Here is a 19,850-nt window from a genome sequence, read left to right as displayed (position 1 = left end):
GCTTAGCCAACTTTCTCGACGAACACGCGGATGGTGCCCCCGCATGACAGACCGACATTCCAGGCGGTTTCGTCGGCGACGCCGAATTCAAGCATCCTGGGTTTGCCGCTTTCGATCACGTCCATCGCCTCGGCGACAACAGCGCCTTCGACGCAGCCGCCGGAAACCGAGCCCAGGAACGTGCCGTCATCGTTAATCACAAGATTGGAGCCGGCCGGCCTGGGCGCCGAGCCCCAGGTCTCGACAACGGTGGCGAGCGCCACGCCGTGGCCGGCCTTCTGCCAGTCTTCGGCTGCTTTGAGGATATCTTCGTCGCGATCGAGCATGGCGGGCCTCACCTGTATTTCTCGTTCAAGCAGCGGATCGTATCACGCTGTGATGGGGCTGTGGCATCGACGACAGCGCCTCGATCAAGCCTTCGATAGACTTCAAATTATGCACCGGGCGGAATTCGTCAACGTGCGGAAGCATCATTTTGACGCCCTGCGCCTTGGGCTCGAAACCGTCATAGCGCAGCAGCGGGTTCAACCAGATCAGGCGGCGGCAGGAGCGGTGCAGCCGGTCCATCTCGAAGGCCAGGCGGGCATCGGCCTCCCGCTCGAGCCCATCGGAAATCAGCAGGACGATCGCGCCCTGCCCCAGCACGCGGCGCCCCCAGAGCTTGTTAAAGGTATGGAGCGAGGTGGCAATCCGGGTACCCCCGGCCCAATCCTCCACCTGCGAGGAGCAACTCGCGAGCGCCTCGTCGGGATCTCGCGCGCGCAAGGAGCGCGTTACATTGGTCAGGCGCGTGCCGAACAGGAATACCGATACGCGCTTGCGAGCGTCGGTAATGGCGTGGAGGAAATGCAGGAACAGGCGGGTGTATTCGCTCATCGACCCGGAGATATCGAGCAGCGCCACGATCGGGGCCGGCTTGTCGACCCGTCCGAGCCTGTGGATGTCGATGATGTCGCCGCCGGTGCGGAGCGATCCGCGCAGCGTCCGTCGCATGTCGAATCGCAATCCGCGCGCATCGGGCCGGTAGCGGCGGGTCCGCAACTCGGCCTGCGGCAATTTCATGTTGGCAATGGCCCGCGTGACCTCGGCGATTTCGGCCGCCGTCATCTGCGCGAAGTCCTTCTTCTGCAGGATCTCCTTGTCGGAGACGGCAAGGCGGAGCTCATCGGCCTGCGTCTGCGGCGTCTCGGTCATCTGCGTTTGCGAGAACGCGTCCTGCACCCGGCGTGATGCCGGCGGCGGCTTCTTTTTGGCATGATCGGGCAGCGGCACCGAATCCAGCATATGCTTCCATTCATCGGCGGCGCGGAAGAACAGGTCGAAGGCCTGCGCGAAGATCAGCGCATGCTCATGGCGCTTGACGAAAATCGCCTCCAGCGTCGTGAACACGTCGGTCCGGTTGCCGATATCGACGAGCTGGAGCGCATTCATGGCATCGATCACGGCTCCGGGGCCGACCGGAACGCCCGCCGCGCGCAAGGCCCGGGCAAATCCGATGATGTTGTCGGCTGCCCGGCCGGTCGGGGCATTCAGGTGATTGATCGCCATTGCCCTAACCTCTCTAGTTCCGGGATGGTCCGAAGCACCAGAACCTAATTCTCGCTTGTCGCCTCTTTCAAGACCTTCTGCAGCGTGTCGCCCTGCACGCGCGCGATGTCGTCCTGGTACTTCAGCAGCGCGCCGAGGCTGTCGCCGATCACCTGCGGCGTCAGCGAGCGCGCATCGAGTTCCTGGAGCGCCGTTGCCCAATCGAGTGTCTCAGCGACGCCCGGCGATTTGTAGAAGTCCTGATGCCGCAGCGCCTGCACGAAGCGCACCACCTGCTGCGACAGTTTTTCGGAAATGCCGGGCACGCGCGACTTCACGATCGCAAGCTCACGCTCGGCGGAAGGATAATCGACCCAGTGATAGAGACAACGCCGCTTCAGCGCGTCGTGGATCTCGCGGGTACGGTTGGAGGTAATGATCACAATCGGCGGCTCCGGCGCCTTCACGGTACCGAACTCCGGAATCGTGATCTGGAAATCCGACAGGATTTCCAGAAGATAGGCTTCAAAGGCCTCGTCGGCGCGATCGAGTTCGTCGATCAGCAGCACCGGCGCGCCGGCGGCATCCGGCTCAAGCGCCTGCAGCAGCGGTCGCTTGATCAGAAAACGCTCGGCGAAAATATCGCCGGAGAGCTGCTCGCGGTCGGTGTCGCCGGCTGCCTCTGCCAGGCGGATCGCGATCATCTGCGCAGCGCTGTTCCACTCATAGACGGCAGACGCCGCGTCGAGACCTTCATAACATTGCAGGCGGATCAGCTTGCGTCCAAGACCTGCCGCCAACACCTTGGCGATCTCGGTCTTGCCGACGCCGGCCTCGCCTTCGAGAAACAGCGGCCGGCCCATGCGCAGCGAGAGATAACCGACGGTTGCGAGCGAACGTTCGGCCAGGTAGCCGCGCGATGCCAACAGCTCCAGCATGGCATCGACGGATTTGGGCAGCGCCGATGCAGTCATGAGCAAACCTTATTGAATAACCGGTCTTCAGGATTTCGCGGTCGCGGCCTCGACCGCGCGCCGCGCCATCACGGCGATCAGATGCGCCCGGTATTCGGCGCTGCCGTGAAGGTCGCTGTTCAAGCCGTCGGCCGGCACCGTCAGACCGTCGAGCGCCTTCGGTGAAAAACGCTTCTTCAGCGCCTCCTCAAAAGCGGTCAGGCGGAACACGCCGTCCGAGCCCGCACCGGTGACGGCAACACGCACATCCGACGGACGCTTGGCGACGAACACACCCACCAACGCATAGCGCGAGGCCTGGTTGCGGAATTTGACGTAGGCGGCCTTCTTCGGCAGCGGGAACATCACCTTGGTGATGATTTCGTCGCCCTCGAGCGCGGTTGCAAACATGCCCTGAAAAAACTCTTCCGCCTTCAGCCGACGCTTGTTGGTAACGATGGTCGCGCCCAGTGCGAGGACAGCCGCCGGATAGTCGGCGGTCGGATCATTGTTGGCGAGCGAGCCGCCGATGGTACCGCGATGACGCACCGCCGGGTCGCCGATCATGCCGGCGAGTTCAGCAAGCGCCGGAATCGCTTCGCCGACGATCGCCGAGGTCGACACTGCATAATGGGTAGCGGTTGCACCGATGACGAGCGAGCGGCCCTTCATCTCGATGCCGTCGAGGCCTTCGATATGCGAGAGATCCACCAGATGCGGTGGGCTGGCCAGCCGCTGCTTCATGACCGGCACGAGCGTGTGGCCTCCCGCGATCACCTTGGCGTCCTCGTTCTTGACCAGGAGATTGGCGGCCTGCCGCACGGTCTCGGGACGATGATATTTGAATTCATACATGGGTATTCCCCGAAGTGTCTCTGATCGAGGTGAGCGTTTTACGCGAGATCGGAATTGGCCATCGCCTTGGCGCCAGCCGCAATCGACTGCACGATGTTCTGGTAGCCGGTGCAGCGGCACAGATTGCCTTCGAGCTCTTCGCGGATGGTGTGGTCGGAGAGATCGTGGCCCTTGCGATGGACGATATCGATCGCGGTCATGATCATGCCGGGCGTGCAGAAGCCGCATTGCAGGCCATGATTTTCGCGAAAGGCTTCCTGCATCGGATGCAGCGGCGCGCCATCGGCCGCCAGCCCCTCGATCGTCCGGATCTCGTGGCCGTCAGCCATCACTGCAAGTGTGGTGCAGGATTTGACCGCCTTGCCGTCGAGATGCACGACGCAGGCACCGCATTGCGAGGTGTCGCAGCCGACATGGGTGCCGGTCAGCCGCAGATTCTCGCGCAGCAATTGCACGAGAAGCGTACGGGGATCGACATTGGCATTGACGGGATTGCCGTTCACGATCAGGGATATTTTCGCCATTCCGGGCTCTCTTTATCCGCGCCGACGCAGCCCGGCGGCGCAGTCATTTCAGTTGTTTCAAGGCCATAATATGGGCCATGGGGGCAATGAGCAACCTCATCGCCGCATGGCTCGATTAGACCAACGGACATTAGACGGGCTGCCCCTTTCGGGCCAAGGCGTGAAAATCAGCTTTGAGAATCACCCTCCAAAATCAACCTTCAAAATCAGCCTCCAAAATCAGCCTTGCACCGCCTTGGCAAAGTTCGCGAAAAATTCATCGGCCAGCTTCTTGGCCGCGCCGTTGATCAGCCGCTGCCCGAGCTGGGCGAGTTTGCCGCCGATCTGGGCCTCGACGTCATAGGTCAGAAGCGTGCCGCCGTCCTTGTCCGAAAGCGCCACGGTCGCCCCGCCCTTGGCGAAGCCGGCCACTCCGCCCTCGCCTTCACCCGATATCTTGTAGCCGTTCGGCGGGTCGAGATCGCTCAGCGCGACACGTCCCTTGAAGCGGGCGGACACGGGACCAACCTTCATTTTAGCGACGGCGCGAAAACCGTTGTCCTCGGTCTTTTCCAATTCCTCGCATCCGGGGATGCAGGCCTTGAGCACCGCGGGGTCATTCAGCTTGGCCCAGACCGCCTCGCGCGACGCGGGAAGCTGGACCTCTCCGTTCATCGTCATGGCCATGTGCGTCCCCTTTCTTCCCGATATTCAGCCATGAACTAATGCACCACGGCCCCAAAAGGAAGAGTACCAGCGCTCGTATTTGCAGCGCGGCTGGGTTGCGTTGGCTTTTTGGATTGGCAGCGGGCCGCAACGATGGTTAGGTCCCGCGGAATGAGCACCTCGCTCTCGCCTTTGCTCGCACCCATGCTCTCCAGCGCGCTTCGCAAACCCTGATCGATCGCCTGCCGGCCTCGCTTGAAGATAACCCGTGAGATGTCGTTGCCGGGCTTGACCCGGCAATCCATCTTCTTGAATTGATTGATCTTGATGGATGCGCGGATCAGGTCCGCGCGTGACAGCGGAGGACTTCATTCCATGCCGATGATCGACGCCGGCGGCTGCCTGCTCAACGTATCGGTCGAGGGCCGCGACGGCGGTCCCACCTTGATGCTGTCGAATTCTTTGGGAACGACGATGGCAATGTGGGAGCCGCAGATGAAGGCGCTCACGCAGGTGTTTCGCGTGATCCGCTATGACCGGCGCGGCCACGGCAGATCGGGCGTGCCGGCGGGGCCCTATTCGATGGAGCGGTTTGGCCGCGACGTGCTGGCCATCCTCGATGACCTCAACATCGCGAAGACGCATTGGTGCGGGCTGTCGATGGGCGGCATGGTCGGACAGTGGCTAGGCGCGAACGCGCCGGAGCGTTTTGGCAAGCTCATTCTTTCCAATACGTCGTGCTATTACCCTGATCCAACCAACTGGCTCAACCGCATCAAAGCGGTGAAGGAAGGTGGCATCGCCGCTGTTGCCGACGCTGTCATTGCGGCCTGGCTGACCGCGGATTTTCGCGAACGCGAGCCGCAGATCACGCAGAACCTGAAAGCCATGCTGCTCGCCTCGCCGGCGGCAGGTTATATCGCCTGCTGCGAAGCGCTCTCGACGCTCGACCAGCGCGCTTTGTTGCCGAAGATCAAGAACCCGACACTGGTGATTGCCGGTCGCCACGACACCTCGACGCCGATTGCCGCCGGCGAATTGATCCGCAGCCACATTCCCGGCGCATCGCTGACGATCCTGGATGCCGCGCATATCTCCAACGTCGAACAGCCGCACGCATTCACCGATGCGGTGATCGGCTTTCTGACGCAGAAGTAACATCGGCATCGTCATTTGCGGAGCACAAGCGCCAACCGCGCTGTGAAGGAAGGCTCAGCTATTGTAGCTGAGCTGGGGCTCCTCAGCGGGTAGCTCCGGCGGCACCGCCACGGCCTGTGTTTGCGCCTGCGCTGGCTGTTCGAACAGCATCACGATGCCGGTGCCGAGCATCACGAGCAGCTCGGAGGCATGCAGCCGAAGTGCTTCGATCTCGCCGACTTTCGAGGCCATCAGCACGCTGGCAAAGCTGATCACGCTACCGATGGTGAGCGCGATGGCCAGCGCCTCGCTGCCGTTGCCCCGTTTGCGAATGAAGCAGCGAACGGCGAGTACGAGAAACAGCGCAAAGAAGGCGACGACGGTCAGCCGGCCGAGCGCCAGCAGCCACGCAAAACGTACCGCAGTCATGGTCGACAGTTGCAGGTGATCGGTGGCATAGAGCGCGACCGCCACGCTAGGCCGCTCGAAGAGACCGCGGACCGGTGACGTCACGATGTGCCAGGCGACCGTCGCCCAGGTTGGAATGAAATAGCCGGCGAGCAGAACGCCGCCGAATGAACTGATACGCCAGTTTGACATGACGCTTCCCTTGTTGTTCGCAACGCGTGCGATTTGTTCGGGAAGTAACGCCCTTAAACTGCGATCGGCAATTTAAACCCTTTGTTTACCTTAATCCGGGTAGCGCGGGAGGGACGCAAAGGCAAGCTGGCGTTGTTGCCGGGCTTGACCCGGCAACCCATCACACCCGCAAGAATGTTTTCAAAAAAAGATGAATCCGCAGGTCAAGCCCGCGGATGACCATCAAGGCCAGTCGCCGGGACCGCGCCGTGCGCCTCGACTTAATGCGCGTAAAGCGAGTGCGAACCCGCCAAATACAAGCGGTTCTTTTTTTGGCACCACCGAAGGCCAGATTGGGACACCGCTGGGGCAAACGGATGATGCCGATCACAAGAAAGGCCCCGCCATTTGCGGCGAGACCTTCCTTGAGGGACTCCTAATCTACTCTATTCGTTCACATCCGGAATCCGGCCGAACCTCCAAAGAGGCTAGCGACCCTGATCGGGTTTCTGGCCCTGACGGCTCGGATCCTGCTGTTGCTGTCCGGGCTTCTGGCCGCCACCCTGTTGCTGGCCCGGCTTCTGTCCGGGGCTCTGGTTCTGCTGGCCGGGATTCTGATTCTGCTGGCCGGGTTTCTCGTTCGGATTAGCCATTGCGATCTCCCTCGTTCAAAGTCGCAAGACGATCAACCCGGGAGCACCGATTTGGTTGCGCGAAAACATCGGTTCCCTCTCAAACGTTTGGGAGCAGCCCAGAAAACTCCTGAGTTCCCCTGTTGTCCTGGCGTTCCTCGGCGAAAACTATCTCTGCACAAGCCCTTAGTCCCCCTTTAGGTGGAGTTGCCGCGATGGGTTCCCGCTGTTAGAAAATACATCGACGCGACGTCCGGCTGCCAGGGCCATCGCTGTGTCAGGAGTTGAAATCGGCATTTTCGCGGGCGGCAAACCGGATTCCTTTTTGCCGGAAAATGCGCCAACGGTTGGCAGCGCATGGATTATTTCGCCCAGCAACTGATCAACGGCATCGTCTTAGGCTCGATCTATGGCCTGATCGCCATTGGCTACACGATGGTCTACGGCATCGTGGGCATGATCAACTTCGCCCATGGCGACATCTTCATGATCGGCGGCTTCATCGCGCTGATCACCTTCCTGATCCTGGTCTCAATCGGGCTCACCACTGTGCCGCTGATTCTTCTGATCGTGCTGCTGGTGTCGATGGCGATTACCTCGCTTTATGGCTGGACCGTGGAGCGCATCGCCTATCGGCCGCTTCGGCATTCTTTCCGCCTGGCGCCGATGCTGTCGGCAATCGGCATGTCGTTCGTGCTGATGAACTTCTCCCAGGTCAGCCAGGGCGCGCGGGTGAAGCCGATACCGCCGGTCATCACCGGCGGCTATAGCTTGCTCGAAAGCAACGGCTTTGTGGTCCGCCTCTCCAACGCGCAGATCGTCGTCGTCCTCACCACGGTCGTGCTGCTTGCTATCTTCACCTGGCTGGTATCGCGCACACGTTTGGGGCGCGACATGCGCGCCTGCGAACAGGACCAGACCATGGCGGCACTGCTGGGCGTGGACGTCGACCGCACCATCTCCATGACCTTCCTGATCGGCGCCGCGCTCGCGGCGGTCGCCGGCATGATGTACTTGCTCTATTACGGGCTCGTCGATTTCTACATGGGCTTCATCGCCGGCATCAAGGCATTCACCGCTGCGGTGCTCGGCGGCATCGGCTCGCTGCCTGGCGCGATGCTGGGCGGACTTCTGATCGGCCTGATCGAAACCATGTGGTCGGCCTATTTCTCGGTCGAATACAAAGACGTCGCGGCGTTCTCGATCCTGATCGTGGTCCTGATCTTCCTGCCGACCGGGCTGCTCGGCCGTCCCGAAGTCGAAAAAGTATAAGGACAAGCGCGTGGCGGTGTTGACGTCCGATCTCACCCAAGCCTCGCGCCGCGAAGCCATCGCCTTTATTTTCAAGAAAGCCTTCATCAGCGCCCTCGTTGCGCTGGTGCTTTTCTCGCTGATGATCGGCATCCGCACCGAGGCAGGTCCGACCGGACAACTGATCTACTGGACGCGGTTCGACGATCTCGCCATCATCGTTGCGGTCGTATTCGTCGGCAGCATTGTCGTCGAATTGCTGCGGCAATGGTGGGGTCCGGTCGGAATCGCCACCGCCGTTCCACCCTCGGTCCAGCGCACGCTGGATTTTGCAGGCAAAGCCTTCCCGCCGCTGCTTCTGATCTTCGCGTTTCTGGTGCCGGTGATTTTCTACGATCAGCGCTACCTTCTCGATCTCAGCATCCTGGTCCTGACCTATGTGATGCTCGGCTGGGGGTTGAATGTCGTGGTCGGCCTCGCGGGGCTGCTCGACCTCGGTTATGTCGCCTTCTACGCGGTCGGCGCCTATTCCTATGCGCTGCTGTCGACCAATTTCGGTCTGTCGTTCTGGATGTGCCTGCCGCTTGCCGGTATTCTCGCAGCCTGCTGGGGCGTCATGCTGGGCTTTCCGGTGCTGCGCTTGCGCGGCGACTATCTTGCCATCGTGACGCTGGCGTTCGGCGAAATCATTCGCCTCGTCATCATCAACTGGCAAAGCCTGACCGGCGGCCCCAACGGCGTCAGCGGCATCCCCCGGCCCTCCTTCTTCGGCATCCCGTTCACGCGCGGCGACGATGGTTTTGCGGCAAGGCTCGGCATCGAATACTCGCCGACCCATCGCATCGTGTTTCTGTTTTACGTGATCCTGGCGCTCGCCCTTCTGACCAATTGGGTCACGATCCGTTTGCGCCGCCTGCCGATCGGTCGCGCCTGGGAAGCGTTGCGCGAGGATGAAGTCGCCTGCCGCGCGCTCGGCATCAACATCACCACAACCAAACTCACGGCATTCGCGACCGGGGCCATGTTCGGCGGCATTGCTGGCGCCTTCTTCGCCACGCGGCAGGGCTTTATCAGCCCTGAATCCTTTACCTTCCAGGAATCGGCCCTGGTGCTGGCGATCGTCGTGCTCGGCGGCATGGGCTCGCAGCTTGGCGTCGCGCTCGCAGCCATCGCGCTGATCGGCGGCTTCGAACTGTTCCGCGGCTTCGACCAGTACCGCATGCTGGTGTTCGGCATGGCGATGGTGCTTCTGATGATCTGGCGGCCACGCGGTCTGATCAGCCATCGAGCGCCGACGGTCTTCCTCAAGCAAAACACGGCCATTTCCGCCGAGCTTGCCCGGGAAGGACGGGGATGAGCGACGACACTATCCTTACCGTCGACGCCCTCAGCATGCGCTTCGGCGGCGTGGTGGCCGTCAACGGCCTCTCCTTTACCGCCGAGCGGCGCAGGATCACTGCGTTGATCGGGCCGAACGGCGCCGGCAAGACCACGGTGTTCAATTGCATCACCGGATTTTACAAGCCGACCTCGGGTGCGATCCGGCTCACCCATGATGACGGCCGCAACTTCCGGCTCGAACGGCTAAACGACTTCCGGATTTCCAAGCAGGCAAAAGTCGCGCGCACGTTCCAGAATATCCGCCTGTTTCCCGGCATGACGGCGCTCGAAAACCTGATGGTCGCTCAGCACAACGCGCTGATGAAGGCGTCCGGGTTCACTTTTCTGGGGCTGATCGGCGCGCCGTCCTATCGCGCCGCCGAACTGCACGCGATCGATCAGGCCAAGGGATGGCTCGACCGGATCGGCCTCTTGGAGCGTGCCGACGATGCCGCCGGCAATCTCCCCTATGGCGATCAGCGCCGTCTGGAAATTGCACGCGCGATGTGCACCGAGCCGGCACTACTCTGCCTGGACGAGCCCGCAGCCGGACTGAACGCGCGCGAAAGCGCCAGCCTGAGCGAGCTATTGCTCTCGATCCGCAGTCAGGGCACCTCCATTCTTCTGATCGAGCATGACATGTCGGTGGTGATGGAGATCTCCGACCAGATCGTGGTGATGGATTACGGCATGAAAATCGCCGAAGGCGCGCCGCAAGCGGTGCGCGACGATCCCAAGGTGGTTGCCGCCTATCTCGGCGCCGATGAAGAGGAAGCCGCGGCCGTCATGGAGAGCGGCGCATGACTGCACCTGCTCCTCCCCTGCTCGCGATGCGCGGCGTTCGCGCGGCCTACGGCAAGATCGAGGCGCTCAAGGGTGTCGATCTCGACATCCAGTCCGGCGAAATCGTTGCCCTGATCGGCGCCAACGGCGCCGGCAAGTCGACGCTGATGATGACGATCTTCGGCCGGCCGAAGGCGAAGGCCGGCCAGGTCATGTTCGACGGCCGGAACATCACTGGGGTGCCGACCCACGAGATCGCGCGGCTTCGCATCGCGCAATCGCCGGAAGGCCGCCGGATTTTCTCGCGCATGAGCGTGGCGGAAAACCTGCAAATGGGAGCCGACGCCACCGAATCCAGCGACGTCGAACGCGCGGCCGGGCTGGAGCGCGTGCTGACATTATTTCCCCGGCTGAAAGAGCGGCTGACCCAGCGCGGCGGCACGCTGTCGGGCGGCGAACAGCAGATGCTGGCGATCGGCCGGGCGCTGATGAGCCGCCCCCGGCTGCTCCTGCTTGACGAGCCTTCGCTCGGACTTGCTCCCCTGATCGCGCGCCAGATTTTCGACGCCATTCGCACGCTGAACCGGCAGGACGGCCTCACCGTCCTGATCGTCGAACAGAACGCCAACCATGCGCTGAAGCTCGCCCATCGCGGTTATGTCATGGTCAACGGCCTGATCACCCTCCAGGGGACCGGCGCTGAATTGCTGCAGCGCCCGGAAATCCGCGCTGCCTATCTCGAAGGCGGCCGGCGTTAACCAGCGGTCCGATTCTAACATTCGCGTCCCATCTCAGCCGTCCAAAAAGGACAAATGGACGCCCCGTTTGCCCCAAATTATCCGATGACTTCGCCGTAAAATCAGCCGACAATACACCGAGGCTTTCCAGAACCCGGCTGTCTGCCGGGGGAGTCCCATGGCGAACCTGCGAGGATCCCTTATGAAATCAGTAAAGCTCTTTGGCCTGGCAATTGGTGCATCGCTTGCGTTCTCGACGCCAGCGTTTGCGCAGGATGTCACCGTGGCCGTGGCGGGCCCAATGACCGGCGGCGAATCCGCGTTCGGTCGTCAGATGAAGAACGGCGCCGAAATGGCAATCAAGGATCTGAATGCCGCCGGCGGAGTCCTCGGCAAGAAGCTCGCACTTGACGTCGAGGACGACGCTTGTGACCCCAAACAGGCGCGCTCGGTGGCCGAGAAAATCGCCAGCGCGAAAATCCCGTTCGTGGCTGGTCATTACTGCTCGTCTTCGTCGATCCCGGCCTCGGAAGCCTATGCCGACGGCAACGTCCTGCAGATCACGCCGGCCTCGACCAATCCGCTGTTCACCGAACGCAAGCTCTGGAATGTCGCACGCGTCTGCGGCCGCGACGATCAGCAGGGCCAGGTCGCCGGCGACTTCATCGCCAAGAACTACAAAGGCAAGAACATCGCCATCCTCAACGACAAGACCACTTACGGCAAAGGCCTCGCCGATGAGACCAAGAAGGCGCTCAACAAGGCCGGCGTCCAGGAAAAGATGTTCGAGTCCTACAACAAGGGCGACAAGGACTTTACCGCGATCGTCTCGCGCATGAAGCGCGAGAACATCGATCTGGTCTATGTCGGCGGTTACCATCAGGAATCCGGCCTGATCGTGCGCCAGATGCGCGACCAGGGCATGCAGACCGTGCTGATGGCGGGCGACGCGCTCGCCGACAAGGAATTCGCTTCCATTACCGGGCCGGCCGGCGAAGGCACCCTCTTCACCTTCGGTCCCGACCCGCGCAACAAGCCGACCGCCAAGTCGATCGTTGAGAAGTTCAGGTCGGAAAACATCGACCCCGAAGGCTACACGCTCTACACCTATGCGGCGTTCCAGGTGTGGTCGCAGGCGGTCAAGAAGGCCGGCACCACCGATCCGAAGAAGGTGATGGACGCGATCAAGGCCGGCTCCTGGGATACCGTGATCGGCAAGCTTGAATTCGACGCCAAGGGCGACATCAAGCAGATCGACTACGTCGTCTACAAGTGGGACGCCAAGGGCAACTACACCGAGATCAGCCCCAAGGGGTCCTGATCCCAAGGATCTTCTCTCGGCAATAGTCTCAGTCAAACGCCCCGGTTCGCCGGGGCGTTTTCAATTTTTGTGCGCTGTGAAAAGTTCCATCACGAAACGGGACACGACTGTTCGCAGCCGGCAGCCGGCGCGCACCAAAAAAATCCGGCAGGCATTTCCTCTGAGTGGCAATAAGGACAATATGGACATTGCCGCGATGCGAAGGTCAGAACTGGAACACCGGCCACGAGCCTTAGACGTAAGGGGTCTGGAGACGAAGGTGGAAGCAGGCGACGACCGCAATATCTTTCTTTCGACGCTGCCCGCCACCGCCCGCGACCGCAAGATTGCCTTCGGGGTCGTTGCCGCGTCGGCCATTTTCTTCGCCGCCGCCCTTCCCTTCTGCCGCTTGCAGTTGCCGGCGGTCCCGGCTTTCGTCGCCAGTTATCAGTCCGCGCTCGCCATCTGCGACGTGATCACGACGATCCTGCTGCTTTCGCAATTTTCGTTGCTGCGGTCGTGGGCGCTCTTGATCCTGGCGAGCGGATATCTCTTCACCGCGGTCGCCACGGTCGTTCACGCACTGACCTTTCCGAACCTTTTCGCCACCAGCGGACTTCTGAATGCGGGTCCGCAGACCACGGTCTGGCTTTATATAATCTGGCACGGCGGTTTCCCGCTGCTCGTGCTCGGCTACGCCTTGCTGAAGGATGAAAGCGGCGGCTCCCAAATCAAGGGATCGGTCGGACTAGCGATTGTCTGGATGCTGATCGCGGTCTTCGCGGCAATGGCGGCGGCGATTTTCGTGGCTACGAAAGAGCACGATCGTCTGCCGGCGCTGATCACGGAGCATGGCTTCGCTCCGGCGCTGTTTCACGCCGCGCTGACGGTGTGGCTCCTCAACCTTGCGGCGCTGGCCGTGCTGCGGCTGCGGCAACGGCATTCGGTGCTCGATGTCTGGCTGATGGTCGTCTTGTGCGCCTGGCTGTTCGACGTGGCCTCCTCGGCGCTGCTCAATTCGAACCGGTACGATCTGGGCTTTTACATAGGTCGCCTCTACGGGCTTACTGCCGCCAGCTTCGTACTCGGGGTTTTGCTGCTGCAAAACATCAATTTGCAAGCGCGGCTGTCCCGCCTGCTCCACACTCTCCGCCGCGAGAGTTTTTCCGAACAACAACGCCATTCCGAACGTGAGCGCCTGTTCACTGCGGTGGTCGAGTCCTCCAACGACGCCATCATCACCAAAAAGCTCGACGGCACCATCACCGGCTGGAATCCGGGGGCCGAACGCCTGTTCGGATATACCGCGGCTGAGGCGATAGGCCGTCACATCGACCTGATCGTCCCGAACGAGAAGCTCGACGAACTGAACGACATTCTCGGTCGCATCGGCCGAGGCGAGACTATCGAATATTACGAAACCTCGCGCGTGACCAGAGACGGCCGGCGCGTGATCGTTTCGCTTTCGGTCTCCCCGCTACGTTCCAGTTCCGGCCAGATCATCGGCGCATCCAAGATCGCCCGCGACGTCACCGAAAACAGGCGCACGCAGGCAGCCCTCACCCAGGAAATCGAGGAGCGCGAGCGCATCTTCCAGACGTCGCAGGACCTGATCCTGGTCACGGACACCAAGGGGACGTTCGTCCAGGTCAGCCCAAGCTCGACGGCAATCCTCGGAATAAAGCCGGAGGAAATGATCGGCCACAGCGCGACGGAGTTCATTTATCCCGACGATCTCGACAGCACGCGCGAGGAAATGCGCTCGGCGCGGCGCGGACATCTGATGCGCAACTTCGAGACCCGCTATGTGCACAGGGATGGTCATCCGGTCAGCCTGTTCTGGATGGGTAGCTGGTCGGAACCCGTCCGGCGCCATTTCTTCGTCGGCCGCGATCTTACCGAGAAGCAGGCGGCCGAGGCCCAGTTCCGTCAAGCTCAGAAGATGGACGCCATCGGCCAGCTAACCGGCGGCGTCGCCCACGACTTCAACAACATCCTGACCGTCATCACGGGTACAATCGGCATTCTGGCGGACGCTGTGGTCGACGATCCGCAGCTCTCGGCCATCGCCAGAATGATCGACGATGCCGCTGAACGCGGCGCCAGCCTGACCAAGCATTTGCTGGCTTTCGCACGCAAGCAGCCGCTGCAGCCGCGCGAGGTCGACGTCAATGCGCTGGTCATCGAAACCCTCAAGCTGTTGCGACCGACGCTGGGCGAGCATATCCAGATCAATCCTCAGCTGGCTGCGGACGCTTCCCCCGCGCTGGTCGACCCGAACCAGCTCACCACGGCAATCCTGAACCTGTCGCTGAATGCCCGCGACGCGATGCCCACCGGCGGCAAACTCGTGGTCGAGACCGGCAATGTCCACCTTGACGAGGGCTACGCCGTGATGAACCGGGATGTCGTCGTCGGCAACTATATCATGATTGCCGTGAGCGACACCGGAACGGGAATTTCGCCCGCCAATCTGGAGCGGGTGTTCGATCCGTTCTTCACCACCAAAGAGGTCGGCAAGGGCACGGGTCTTGGGCTCAGCATGGTGTTCGGCTTCGTCAAGCAATCGAACGGCCATATCAAGATTTACAGCGAGGTCGGTCACGGCACCACGGTGAAGATCTATCTGCCGCGCGCGACCGGTTTGCCCGACACGCCGGTGGAGTCGCTGGCGTCGATGAGCGCCTCTGGCGGCAGCGAAACGATCCTGGTGGTCGAGGACGACAATCTCGTGCGCCGCTACGTCGTCACCCAGATCCAAAGCCTTGGCTACAGGACGCTCGAGGCAAGCAGGGCATCGGAAGCCCTGGAGATCATCGACGGTCCTGACCACCTCGACCTTCTCTTCACCGACGTCATCATGCCCGGGTCGATGAACGGCCGGCAATTGGTCGATGAGGCGCTGGTGCGGCGGCCCGGATTGAAGACGCTGTTCACCTCAGGCTATACCGAGAACGCCATCGTCCATCACGGACGTCTCGACACCGGCGTCCTGTTGCTGGCGAAACCTTACCGCAAGGCGGATCTGGCGCGCATGGTCCGGCTTGCCCTCGATAGCTAGTGGTCAGTGGTCCGATTCTAACATTCGCATCCCGTCTCAGCAGGTGCATTCGCGATGAATAACCTCCTCACCGACATCGCAGGCGTTCGCGTCGGCCACGCCGACGATGCCGTTCTTGCATCGGGCGTCACGGCGGTGGTGTTCGATCAGCCGGTGGTCGCGGCGATGGATGTGCGCGGCGGTGGGCCCGGAACCCGCGAAGGCGCCCTGCTCGATCTCGCCAATACGGTCGAGAAGATCGATGCGATTGCGCTTTCCGGCGGTTCAGCCTTTGGGCTTGAGTCCGGTGGCGGCGTCCAGGCGCGGCTCGCCGAACAGGGCCGAGGCCTCAATGTTCGCGGCGCCGTGATTCCGATTGTTCCCGGCGCAATCTGCTTCGACCTTCTCAACGGCGGCAACAAGAAATGGGGACGCTTCGCGCCGTACCGCGATCTCGGCTACGCCGCGGCGGCGGCGGCCACGACCAGCTTTGCGCTCGGCAGCGTCGGCGCCGGCCTTGGCGCCCTGACCGCAAACCTGAAAGGCGGGTTGGGCTCCGCCTCCGCCGAGATTAGCGACGGCACAAAAGTCGCCGCGCTTGCCGTGGTCAATGCGCTCGGCAGCGTGACAATCGGCGACGGACCATGGTTCTGGGCCGCGCCTTTCGAAATCGACGGCGAATATGGCGGCCGCGGCTTTCCAGATTCGTTTACGCCGGACATGCTGAACATGCGCATCAAGGGCGGCCCGACCGCGACCGAGGCCGAAAACACGACGTTGGCCGTGGTCGTCACCAATGCCGTCCTCACCAAGGCGCAAGCCAAACGGCTGGCCATGATCGCCCAGACCGGCTTTGCACGCGCAATCTATCCGGTGCACGCACCGATGGATGGCGATGTGCTGTTCGCTGCCGCAACCGGCGAAAAGCCGATCGATCCGCTGATCGGCCTTACCGAGCTTGGCATGGTCGCCGCCAATACCGTGGCGCGCGCGATCGCGCGTGGCGTGCATGCGGCAACCGCGCTGCCCCACCCCGGCGCTTTACCGGCGTGGCGGGATCGTTTCGGTTAACGGCTGGTGAAGTGGATTTTAAGACCACCAGATCGAGATCAGGCGCTGATCGAGACCGGGCTGAAGCCGAGCGGAACGGCGGTCGACTGAACCAGCTGGTTGACCGTGTTATAGGCCGAAGAGGCCGTGCCGGACTGGCCTTGAGACGAATCCCACGACGAACTGCCGGGATCGAGGGCCGAAGCAAGACCACGGGAGTCCTGACTCTGGGCACCGAGCAGCGTGTTGAAATTATCGGACGAAATCTGGGCGCTGCTGAACCCGGAAAGAGGGCCGGAGGCCGGCGGCGATACACCGGAACTGTCGCCCAGGTCGAAGCCTCCCGAACCGGCTGGCTGCGACGAGGCCTGTGACGGCGAAGTCAGCGACTGGATGGCATCGAGTGCGAGCGAGGCGCCGATAACAGGCAACATGACTTTAGCTCCAAAGGGACCGCTTTGAACGTCCCTCCAGATTTGGAAGCAAGCGCCGTGCCATGATAAAAAGCCAATGAAATGATGGCGTTCGCCGCTCGGAAACGCCGCTTCCGATCGGCAATTGGTGCCGCTTCCGGCAGATTTTTCTCACTTGTTTCTGACGCACATTGCCGGGAATGCTTGTGCGTGTTAGGCGGAAAAGCGCCTCGGCAACCGAGCCAGCTTTCGAAAGACAGCGCAGATGTCCGCTTCCTTCACGCCACGTCCCCTCGTCATTGCGCCATCGATCCTGGCGTCCGACTTTTCCAGGCTCGGCGAAGAGGTGCGCGCGGTCGATGCCGCCGGCGCCGACTGGATCCACCTTGACGTGATGGACGGACATTTCGTTCCGAACATCTCCTACGGGCCCGATATCATCAAGGCGATGCGGCCCCACACCAAGAAGATCTTCGACGCGCACCTGATGATTTCGCCGTGCGATCCGTATCTCGAGGCTTTCGCGAAAGCCGGATGCGACCACATCACGGTGCATGCCGAAGCGGGCCCGCATTTGCATCGCTCGCTGCAGGCGATCCGAGCACTGGGCAAGAAGGCCGGCGTCTCGCTCAACCCGGCGACGCCGATCTCGGCGATCGAGTATGTGCTCGACAATATCGACCTGGTGCTGGTGATGTCGGTCAATCCGGGCTTCGGCGGGCAGGCCTTCATTCCGTCGACGCTGGCCAAGGTTCGCGACCTGCGCACCATGACGGCGGGCCGGCCCATCGATATCGAAGTCGATGGCGGCGTTGGCGCCGAGAATTCCGGCGAACTCGCCGCCGCCGGCGCCAATGCGTTCGTGGCGGGCTCAGCCGTGTTCAAGGGCGGCACGAAGGAAGCCTACAAGGCCAACATCTCGGCGATCCGCAACGTTGCGGCGATCGCGCGCGGCGAAGCGGTCTAATTAGAATTCCAGTTTCGATCACTGCCTGCTTTCCGGCGGTTCCATGACATCCTTGGGCGGCATCCGCGGCGGCAACAGCGGCGTGAAGGATACTTCGTCGCCGGCTTGCGGCACCGCGGTCAATCCGCCGCCGGTGGAGGGATCGCCGCCCGAGGTTTCGATGATGGTATTCGGCGTAATGTAGGCGCGCGCTGCGTCCAGCAGCCCGCCCTCACCGCTGCCAAAGTCGGCGGCGCGGCCCCCTTGCGCGCGGCCCGCGGCGATTTCGCTCTGCGCCTTGTCGGTCTTGTCGGCGAGCTTGTCGCTATAGGGAATGCGATAGGCGCGCGGTACGCCGCTCGGACGGTTGCCCTCGTCCAGCGCCTCGACCCAGAGATAGATCGCGCCGGGATCGCCCTCGAGCGAATGCGGCTCGACGATGCGCGCCTGCAGCAACTTGAAACTCGGCGGCAAGCGGTCGACGCTGGCCCAGCCGAGCAGCCCGCGCATGCCGAGGAAGCTTGCGACGTAGAACGAGCTGGTCACGACCACGGCGACGGCTTTCAACGGCCAGGGCAGCCGCACATAGACCAGCACCACCAGCAAAAGCGCCCCGATCAACGCGTAAGCGACGGAGAGCATGAGAATGACGGATTGCAGGTTGCTCACGGCGTTCTCATCCTGACACCGGTCTTGGGATCGCGATCCGCGCCGTTCGCCCAGGTTCGACGGAACGTCTCCAGGAGCGATTTCTGCCGCTGCTCGACGTCGATCACTTTGCCTTCGGCATCGAGGGTAAAGCGCACCGCGGTCTTCTCCTCGCCGGTGTGATCGACGAACAGCTTGTCGTCGAAGATCACCTGTGCGGTCGGATTGAGCTTCTGCACCTTCACGTTCACCGGAACGGGCTGGCCGGTCTTGGCCTGGAAGTGCGAGACGTTGACGGTGTATTCGCCGGCGAGGATCCCGCGCACCGTCACGATTTCCTCGCGGATGGGCGATGGGATCTTCCGCCCGGCGACGGTGATGAAATCGTTGGCGCCGCCGCGGTCGTCGCGGTCGAGCGTGAGAAAGCCGGCTTCGCGATGGCGGTACCAGGCGATATTGCCCGCCGGATCCTGCACGAACAGGTCGAGATCGTCGGGGTGGTTGTCGGGCCAGTCCATGGTGATGATGAACTCGGCCTTGGAGTCGATCTTGCCGTCCTTCGATTCCGGCGAGACCGCGAGCAGCGCCAGGAAAAACAGGAAGGAGACGACCTGCAGCGCCTTGAACAGCATGACGCCGAACGGATCGAAAGTTTCCTCGTGTGGATAGAGGCCGAAATCATCCAACATTGCGGCGTTCCAGCACCGGCGTCACGCGGGTCTCGGTGAGCGTGACCGCATCGGAAAACACCCGCTGGGTCGCGGCATCGAGCATGTAATACTGAATTTTCACCAGGATCGAGCCGACCAGGCCCGCCAGCGTCGTGTACATCGCGACCGCCATGCCGTCGCTCATCAGTCCCATGGACGATTTCATGGCTACCTTGTCCGCGGCATCGAGTGTGGCGATCGGCGCCAGCATGATGATGAAGCCGATGACCGTGCCAAGCAGCCCGAGCTTCATCAGCGTGTCGGAGGCGAAGGAACCGAAACCATTGGAGCCGCGCAAGCGGTCGGCGAGCGCGCGCAACAGAAGCGTCTGGTCGATGCGGCCTCTGGTCTGCGCTTTCGCCTTCTCGATCAGGCTCTGGATATGATCGGTCACCAGTCCCTTCGGCAGCGACTTCGCATCCGCTTCCAGCTCGGCGTCGCCGTCGACTGCTGCTGCGAGGATCGCGCGGCAGCGCTCTCCCACCGCCGCTTCGCGCGCAATCGCGCGGGTGCGGAGAAAGCAGTGCACGCAGGTGACGACGTAAAGGACGGCGATGACGCTCGAAATATAGGTGCGGTCCGAGGTCACCATCAAATGCAGGAGGCCGTAGCGCCATAACAGCACTGCGGCAAACACCGAAAGACCGGTGAAGATCATCCAGAACAGCAGCGCGCGGCGCTCCGGCGCGCTGGTATCAGATGCTGCGATCGCCGCGCCTTGTTCGGAACTCATTCCGCTT

General features: G+C 62.1%; 21 protein-coding genes. 9 read left to right on the top strand and 12 right to left on the bottom strand.

The genetic code is table 11. From position 1 onward, the window contains the following. Positions 1 to 2: 2 nt before the first annotated feature. The 6 genes from M6D32_RS13815 to M6D32_RS13790 all read right to left on the bottom strand — a co-directional run bounded on the left by M6D32_RS13815 (position 3) and on the right by M6D32_RS13790 (position 4,525). Positions 3 to 326 (bottom strand): XdhC family protein, encoded by a 324-nt coding sequence (locus M6D32_RS13815; RefSeq protein WP_298257015.1) that lies wholly within the window; start codon positions 324 to 326, stop codon positions 3 to 5. Positions 327 to 351: 25 nt separating this feature from the next. Beyond that, complete coding sequence (locus M6D32_RS13810; RefSeq protein WP_298257014.1) at positions 352 to 1,548, bottom strand: VWA domain-containing protein; 1,197 nt, start codon at positions 1,546 to 1,548, stop codon at positions 352 to 354. Between the two features lie 44 nt (positions 1,549 to 1,592). Next, positions 1,593 to 2,501, bottom strand: coding sequence for a MoxR family ATPase (locus tag M6D32_RS13805; protein WP_298257013.1), 909 nt, complete (start codon positions 2,499 to 2,501; stop codon positions 1,593 to 1,595). 27 nt (positions 2,502 to 2,528) lie between these two features. Further along, complete coding sequence (locus M6D32_RS13800; protein WP_298257011.1) at positions 2,529 to 3,335, bottom strand: xanthine dehydrogenase family protein subunit M; 807 nt, start codon at positions 3,333 to 3,335, stop codon at positions 2,529 to 2,531. A gap of 38 nt (positions 3,336 to 3,373) precedes the next feature. Continuing rightward, positions 3,374 to 3,859, bottom strand: coding sequence for a (2Fe-2S)-binding protein (locus tag M6D32_RS13795; protein WP_298257009.1), 486 nt, complete (start codon positions 3,857 to 3,859; stop codon positions 3,374 to 3,376). A gap of 219 nt (positions 3,860 to 4,078) precedes the next feature. Beyond that, complete coding sequence (locus M6D32_RS13790; RefSeq protein WP_298257007.1) at positions 4,079 to 4,525, bottom strand: carbon monoxide dehydrogenase subunit G; 447 nt, start codon at positions 4,523 to 4,525, stop codon at positions 4,079 to 4,081. Between the two features lie 354 nt (positions 4,526 to 4,879). Here M6D32_RS13790 and pcaD point away from each other — a divergent pair, with 354 nt between their 5' ends. Then, positions 4,880 to 5,662, top strand: coding sequence for a 3-oxoadipate enol-lactonase (gene pcaD, locus M6D32_RS13785; protein WP_298257005.1), 783 nt, complete (start codon positions 4,880 to 4,882; stop codon positions 5,660 to 5,662). Between the two features lie 54 nt (positions 5,663 to 5,716). On the opposite strand, the gene M6D32_RS13780 is transcribed toward pcaD, so the two are convergent. After that, positions 5,717 to 6,241, bottom strand: a complete 525-nt coding sequence (locus M6D32_RS13780) for a hypothetical protein (protein WP_298257003.1) — start codon at positions 6,239 to 6,241, stop codon at positions 5,717 to 5,719. A 467-nt stretch (positions 6,242 to 6,708) separates the two neighbouring features. After that, positions 6,709 to 6,873, bottom strand: a complete 165-nt coding sequence (locus M6D32_RS13775; RefSeq protein WP_298257001.1) for a hypothetical protein — start codon at positions 6,871 to 6,873, stop codon at positions 6,709 to 6,711. A 336-nt stretch (positions 6,874 to 7,209) separates the two neighbouring features. Here M6D32_RS13775 and M6D32_RS13770 point away from each other — a divergent pair, with 336 nt between their 5' ends. The 7 genes from M6D32_RS13770 to M6D32_RS13740 all read left to right on the top strand — a co-directional run bounded on the left by M6D32_RS13770 (position 7,210) and on the right by M6D32_RS13740 (position 16,414). Then, complete coding sequence (locus tag M6D32_RS13770) at positions 7,210 to 8,124, top strand: branched-chain amino acid ABC transporter permease LivH (protein ID WP_298256999.1); 915 nt, start codon at positions 7,210 to 7,212, stop codon at positions 8,122 to 8,124. A 10-nt stretch (positions 8,125 to 8,134) separates the two neighbouring features. Further along, a complete protein-coding gene (livM, locus tag M6D32_RS13765) occupies positions 8,135 to 9,460 on the top strand; it encodes a high-affinity branched-chain amino acid ABC transporter permease LivM (protein WP_298256997.1) in 1,326 nt (441 codons plus the stop codon). After that, positions 9,457 to 10,287, top strand: coding sequence for an ATP-binding cassette domain-containing protein (locus M6D32_RS13760; RefSeq protein ID WP_298256995.1), 831 nt, complete (start codon positions 9,457 to 9,459; stop codon positions 10,285 to 10,287). Before livM ends, M6D32_RS13760 begins: the two co-directional genes overlap by 4 nt. After that, positions 10,284 to 11,024 (top strand): ABC transporter ATP-binding protein, encoded by a 741-nt coding sequence (locus tag M6D32_RS13755; protein WP_298256993.1) that lies wholly within the window; start codon positions 10,284 to 10,286, stop codon positions 11,022 to 11,024. The genes M6D32_RS13760 and M6D32_RS13755 overlap by 4 nt, the downstream gene beginning before the upstream one ends. A gap of 181 nt (positions 11,025 to 11,205) precedes the next feature. Beyond that, positions 11,206 to 12,324, top strand: coding sequence for a branched-chain amino acid ABC transporter substrate-binding protein (locus M6D32_RS13750; RefSeq protein WP_298256990.1), 1,119 nt, complete (start codon positions 11,206 to 11,208; stop codon positions 12,322 to 12,324). Between the two features lie 259 nt (positions 12,325 to 12,583). Then, positions 12,584 to 15,364 carry a PAS domain S-box protein gene (locus M6D32_RS13745; protein WP_298256988.1) on the top strand — a complete coding sequence of 927 codons (2,781 nt, stop codon included), beginning with the start codon at positions 12,584 to 12,586 and terminating at the stop codon, positions 15,362 to 15,364. A gap of 54 nt (positions 15,365 to 15,418) precedes the next feature. Then, positions 15,419 to 16,414, top strand: coding sequence for a P1 family peptidase (locus M6D32_RS13740; protein WP_298256986.1), 996 nt, complete (start codon positions 15,419 to 15,421; stop codon positions 16,412 to 16,414). Positions 16,415 to 16,452: 38 nt separating this feature from the next. On the opposite strand, the gene M6D32_RS13735 is transcribed toward M6D32_RS13740, so the two are convergent. Then, complete coding sequence (locus M6D32_RS13735; protein WP_298256984.1) at positions 16,453 to 16,827, bottom strand: hypothetical protein; 375 nt, start codon at positions 16,825 to 16,827, stop codon at positions 16,453 to 16,455. Positions 16,828 to 17,071: 244 nt separating this feature from the next. Between M6D32_RS13735 and rpe the strand changes: the two genes are divergently transcribed. Further along, on the top strand, positions 17,072 to 17,773 hold the full coding sequence (gene rpe, locus M6D32_RS13730; protein WP_298256982.1) for a ribulose-phosphate 3-epimerase: 702 nt from the start codon (positions 17,072 to 17,074) through the stop codon (positions 17,771 to 17,773). A gap of 18 nt (positions 17,774 to 17,791) precedes the next feature. Here rpe and M6D32_RS13725 read toward each other — a convergent pair whose 3' ends face one another. From M6D32_RS13725 to M6D32_RS13715, 3 genes are read right to left on the bottom strand one after another with little or no spacing between them, the layout of a single operon-like run. Next, positions 17,792 to 18,421, bottom strand: a complete 630-nt coding sequence (locus M6D32_RS13725) for a hypothetical protein (RefSeq protein WP_298256979.1) — start codon at positions 18,419 to 18,421, stop codon at positions 17,792 to 17,794. Next, positions 18,418 to 19,089 (bottom strand): hypothetical protein, encoded by a 672-nt coding sequence (locus M6D32_RS13720; RefSeq protein ID WP_298256977.1) that lies wholly within the window; start codon positions 19,087 to 19,089, stop codon positions 18,418 to 18,420. The genes M6D32_RS13725 and M6D32_RS13720 overlap by 4 nt, the downstream gene beginning before the upstream one ends. Continuing rightward, positions 19,079 to 19,843, bottom strand: coding sequence for a MotA/TolQ/ExbB proton channel family protein (locus M6D32_RS13715; RefSeq protein WP_298256975.1), 765 nt, complete (start codon positions 19,841 to 19,843; stop codon positions 19,079 to 19,081). The genes M6D32_RS13720 and M6D32_RS13715 overlap by 11 nt, the downstream gene beginning before the upstream one ends. Positions 19,844 to 19,850: the final 7 nt, after the last annotated feature.

The sequence above is a fragment of the Bradyrhizobium sp. genome (assembly GCF_027307225.1).
Lineage (GTDB): Bacteria > Pseudomonadota > Alphaproteobacteria > Rhizobiales > Xanthobacteraceae > Bradyrhizobium.
Note: the sequence above shows the minus strand (reverse complement) of the source record. Positions and strands in the feature narration are given on the sequence as shown.

Bases quoted from the DNA above. Each gene is read 5' to 3' on its own strand.
- M6D32_RS13780 (WP_298257003.1), bottom strand. From the start codon at position 6,241: ATGTCAAACTGGCGTATCAGTTCATTCGGCGGCGTTCTGCTCGCCGGC.
- M6D32_RS13755 (WP_298256993.1), top strand. From the start codon at position 10,284: ATGACTGCACCTGCTCCTCCCCTGCTCGCGATGCGCGGCGTTCGCGCG.
- M6D32_RS13810 (WP_298257014.1), bottom strand. From the start codon at position 1,548: ATGGCGATCAATCACCTGAATGCCCCGACCGGCCGGGCAGCCGACAAC.
- rpe (WP_298256982.1), top strand. From the start codon at position 17,072: ATGTCCGCTTCCTTCACGCCACGTCCCCTCGTCATTGCGCCATCGATC.
- M6D32_RS13770 (WP_298256999.1), top strand. From the start codon at position 7,210: ATGGATTATTTCGCCCAGCAACTGATCAACGGCATCGTCTTAGGCTCG.
- M6D32_RS13805 (WP_298257013.1), bottom strand. From the start codon at position 2,501: ATGACTGCATCGGCGCTGCCCAAATCCGTCGATGCCATGCTGGAGCTG.
- pcaD (WP_298257005.1), top strand. From the start codon at position 4,880: ATGCCGATGATCGACGCCGGCGGCTGCCTGCTCAACGTATCGGTCGAG.
- M6D32_RS13740 (WP_298256986.1), top strand. From the start codon at position 15,419: ATGAATAACCTCCTCACCGACATCGCAGGCGTTCGCGTCGGCCACGCC.
- M6D32_RS13760 (WP_298256995.1), top strand. From the start codon at position 9,457: ATGAGCGACGACACTATCCTTACCGTCGACGCCCTCAGCATGCGCTTC.
- M6D32_RS13720 (WP_298256977.1), bottom strand. From the start codon at position 19,089: ATGTTGGATGATTTCGGCCTCTATCCACACGAGGAAACTTTCGATCCG.
- M6D32_RS13790 (WP_298257007.1), bottom strand. From the start codon at position 4,525: ATGGCCATGACGATGAACGGAGAGGTCCAGCTTCCCGCGTCGCGCGAG.
- M6D32_RS13775 (WP_298257001.1), bottom strand. From the start codon at position 6,873: ATGGCTAATCCGAACGAGAAACCCGGCCAGCAGAATCAGAATCCCGGC.
- M6D32_RS13750 (WP_298256990.1), top strand. From the start codon at position 11,206: ATGAAATCAGTAAAGCTCTTTGGCCTGGCAATTGGTGCATCGCTTGCG.
- M6D32_RS13815 (WP_298257015.1), bottom strand. From the start codon at position 326: ATGCTCGATCGCGACGAAGATATCCTCAAAGCAGCCGAAGACTGGCAG.
- M6D32_RS13735 (WP_298256984.1), bottom strand. From the start codon at position 16,827: ATGTTGCCTGTTATCGGCGCCTCGCTCGCACTCGATGCCATCCAGTCG.
- M6D32_RS13795 (WP_298257009.1), bottom strand. From the start codon at position 3,859: ATGGCGAAAATATCCCTGATCGTGAACGGCAATCCCGTCAATGCCAAT.
- M6D32_RS13800 (WP_298257011.1), bottom strand. From the start codon at position 3,335: ATGTATGAATTCAAATATCATCGTCCCGAGACCGTGCGGCAGGCCGCC.
- M6D32_RS13715 (WP_298256975.1), bottom strand. From the start codon at position 19,843: ATGAGTTCCGAACAAGGCGCGGCGATCGCAGCATCTGATACCAGCGCG.